The sequence below is a fragment of the Kineococcus siccus genome (assembly GCF_009906795.1).
Classification (GTDB): Bacteria; Actinomycetota; Actinomycetes; order Actinomycetales; family Kineococcaceae; genus Kineococcus; species Kineococcus siccus.
In genome coordinates, this window is record NZ_JAAALN010000300.1 from 1 (window position 1) to 3792 (window position 3792).

Genomic DNA, 3792 nt, shown 5'->3' on the forward strand with positions numbered 1-3792 from the left:
GTGCGCGCTGCCGGGTTCGCGGGCCGCCAGCCCGCCGCGGTAGCCGCCGGCCGTCCCGGCGAGCGTGGTGCGGCCGGCGTCGTCGTCGAGCAGGACGGCGGCCGCGGTCAGCCGCCCGTCGGCGTCGCGGACCAGCACGGCCCACGCGGCCGCGGGCGGCGCCTGGGCCAGGGAGACGGCCACCCACGCGGCGCGGGCGGTGGCCGGCAGGCCCGTGCACCGGGCCAGCTCGTCGACCTCCGCGAGCGCGCCGCGCACGGCGGCCGCGCCGTGCAGCAGCTGCGGACCCGCGGGCCACGTGCCGCGGGGGCCGGCCCGGCGCGGCGCCGGCACCGCCGGAGCGGGCGAGTGCGCCGGTGAGGCCGGGGACGGCGTCAGGAGCGGTGCGACGAGCACGGGCGGGTGCGGGGACGAGGACGTCGCGGGACGCACCGTCAGCTCGGCGCTCACGCCGGGCCCCCGGCCGGCTCACCGGCGAGGAGGAGCGGCCCGGCTCCGGCCGCAGCCCCGCTGCCGGCCGCGGCCCCGCTGCCGGCGGCGGCGTCGCGCCCGAGGACCTCGGCGCGCTCGTCCATCCACCGCTCGACGTCGCGGGCGGGCAGGGCCTTGGAGTAGAGCCACCCCTGCTGCACGTCGCAGCCCGCCTCCTCCAGCTCGCGGCAGGTGGCCTGGTCCTCGACGCCCTCGGCCACGAGCCGCAGGCCGAGCGAGTGCGCCAGCACGATCGTCGAGCGCACGATGGCGAGGGCCCGGTCGTCGCCCGCGAGGCCCACGAGGAAGGACTTGTCGAGCTTGAGGTCGTCGATGGGCAGCTCGCGCAGGTAGGCGAGCGAGGAGTAGCCGGTCCCGTAGTCGTCGACGGCGATGCGGACCCCGCCGGCCCGCAGGCCGGCGAGGATCTGCTGCGCGCGCTGGCGGTCGGCCATGAGGAAGTCCTCCGTGATCTCGATGACGAGCAGCTGGGCCGGCACGCCGCGGGTCGCGAGCATCGCGGCGATGCGCGCAGGCAGGTCCCGGTCGAGCAGCGAGGACGCGGACAGGTTGACCGCGACGGGCACGACTCGGCCCGCGCGCCACCAGCCGGCCACCTGGTCCAGGGCCTGCTCGAGCACGGTGCGGGTCATGGCCTCCATGAGCCCGGCGCTCTCCACGAGCGGCAGGAACTGGTCGGGGAAGAGCAGCCCGCGCGTCGGGTGCTGCCAGCGCACGAGCGCCTCGACGCCCTCCACGGCGCCCGTGAGCGTGTCGATCTTGGGCTGGTAGTGCAGGACGAGGTCGTGGCCGGCGATGGCCTCGCGCAGCAGCTCGGCGGTCTCGAGGCGCTCGCCCGAGGCGAACTCGTCGATCTCCGTCTGGTAGGCGAAGGTGCCGAGGCGGTGCGTCTTGGCGTGGTACATCGCGACGTCGGCCTGGCGCAGCAGGGAGGACAGCTCGGCCTCGGTGGCGGGCTGCAGCGAGATCCCGATGCTCACGCCGATGCGCACGGGGATCCCGTCCAGCGGCAGCGGTTCGGCGAGGGCGGCGATCACCTCCAGGGCGAGGGCGCGGGTGGTGGCCGCGTCGACCCCGGTGAGCAGGACCGCGAACTCGTCCCCGCCGAGGCGCACGACGACGTCGGAGCGCTCGCCCACGCACGTGAGCAGGCGGATCCCGACCTGGCGCAGCATCGTGTCGCCCGCGTGGTGGCCGAGGGAGTCGTTGATCTCCTTGAACCGGTCGAGGTCCAGCAGCAGCAGCCCGACGCCCGCGTCGTCGGGCAGGTCGGAGATCGCCCGGGGCGCCCGCCGGTACAGCGCGCGCCGGTTGCCGAGCCCGGACAGCTCGTCGGTGAGGGCCAGCTCCCGGCTCTCCGCGAGCGCGCTGACGTCGCGGAAGGTGAGCAGCAGCCGCGCCAGCGACAGGACGACGGTGAGCGCGGCGAGGACCACGGCGATGGGGTGGAAGCGGTGGACGTGGTCGGTGACCAGCAGGCCGAGCGCGCCCGCGGTCGCGACGACGGGGATGCTCACGAGCGCCCAGCTCGGCAGGCGCGGGCCGGTGGGGGCCGCCGGCCAGCCCGGCGTGAGGGCGATGAGCAGCACCGCCACGACCCACACCCCGTCGGTCGGGCGGCCCGGGACGTAGGTGCCGAGGGCCGTGGCGAAGAGGTACTCGACGTCGGCCACGACGAACAGGACGAGCCCCGCCGCCAGGAGCCAGATGCCCAGCGGGGGCCGCCACGCGTACAGCGACAGGATCGCCGCGACGACGAGCAGCAGGACCAGGTCCAGCAGCGGGTACGCCGTGGTCGTGGCGATCGCGGCCCAGCTGCCCTGCCCGGCGTCGAGGATCGGCCCGATGGTGGCGGCCGCGGCGATCGCGGCGGCCGCGGTGGCCCCGACGATGCCGTCGAGCCAGAGGCTGCGGGCGTGCCGGGCGTCGCGCCGCTTGGCGAGGATGACCAGCGCCGCGAAGGCGAGCGGGTAGAAGGCCAGGAACAGGGCGTCCGCGCCGGAGGGGAAGGGCTGCACCACCAGGGGCCGGACGACCGCGGTCCAGAAGACGTTGCCGCCGCCGTAGGCCGCGAGCCCCGCCGCCAGGAGGTAGCCGGCGCGGTGGGACCCCGTCGAGCGGTGGGTGCGGACCGCGCACAGCACCGCGGCGGACTGGTAGGCGACGTTGTTGAGCACGCCGTCGAACCAGAGGCGGTAGCCGTCCGGCCCGGGCCGCACACCGGGCACGGTCGAGAGGATGAACACCACCGGGGGGACCAGGAGGGCCACCTGCAGCACGGCGGCCCACGAGGGGCGCCGCGACGTGCGGGGCGGTCGGTCGGCGCTGGGCGCGGGGGTGTCCACGGTCACACCTGGTGCTTCGGCGAACCGGTTGCGTCGCGTGATGGGCCGTTCGGGTTGCGCGTGCAAGTGATCGCCGGCGGCCGTCACCCCAGGCTCGTGAGCACGGCTCCTCCGAGGACGGCGACGACGCCCACGCGCTGCGGGGGGCTCAGGCGCTCGCCGTGGAACTGGCGGGCCAGCAGCACGGTGACGGCGGGGTAGAGCGAGGCCAGCACCGCGACGACGCTCACGAGGCCGCTGCGCGAGGCCAGCGCGTAGGCCGCGGTGGCGGCGAGGTCCAGCACGCCCAGGGCGAGCAGCGGAGGCAGGTCGCGCGCCGTGACGGGGCCGCCGCGGCGGCGGTGGGCGAGGGCGGCCGAGACGACGAGCACGACGGCCGACAGGCGCATCCCCAGGAGCGTCAGCGGCACCGACGCCGCGCTGCCGCGGGCCACGGCGTAGATCTCCACGCCGAAGAGGACTGCCGCCACGAACGCGAGCGAGACGGCCTTGCCGCCGGTGGACGACCGGGAGCGCAGGTCGGGCCCGGCCGACCCGACGACGCCGACGAGGGCCACCGCGACGCCGAGGACCTGCAGCGGACCGGGACGCTCGCCGCCGGCGATGCCCAGCACGACGGGCAGGACCAGCCCGCAGGCCGCGATGGGGGCGACCACGCCCATGGTCCCGCGGGCAAGTGCCGAGTACAGCGCCGCCATGGCGCCGGCCCACGTGACGCCGGCGAGCACCGACCAGCCCAGCCACCCCGCAGGGGCGCCGGCGGCCGAGCCCGAGGCGGTGACGACCAGGACGAGCACGACCGTCGCGAGGACCTGCGACACGGCGAGCACCTGCACCGCGCGCAGCCGCCGGCTCACCGTGCCGCCGAGGAAGTCCGCCGCACCCCACAGCAGGCTCGCGACCAGGGCCAGGACGGCGCTCACGCGGCGAGGCCGGGCAGCGGCCGGTGCGCGAC

The 3792-nt window shown here is 76.7% G+C and carries 2 protein-coding genes and 1 pseudogene; all 3 read right to left on the reverse strand.

The window, feature by feature from the left end; all coding sequences use genetic code 11:
• A pseudogene (locus tag GTR02_RS20410) lies at nucleotides 1-450 on the reverse strand (hypothetical protein); the annotation flags it as partial.
• Entirely contained in the window at nucleotides 447-2837 is a 2391-nt protein-coding gene (locus GTR02_RS20415; RefSeq protein WP_166609311.1) for an EAL domain-containing protein, read from the reverse strand. The gene GTR02_RS20415 and the pseudogene GTR02_RS20410, both read right to left, overlap by 4 nt.
• An 83-nt stretch (nucleotides 2838-2920) precedes the next feature.
• Nucleotides 2921-3792 (reverse strand): DMT family transporter (locus GTR02_RS20420; protein ID WP_205709714.1); only part of this gene is annotated, 872 nt, incomplete at its 5' end.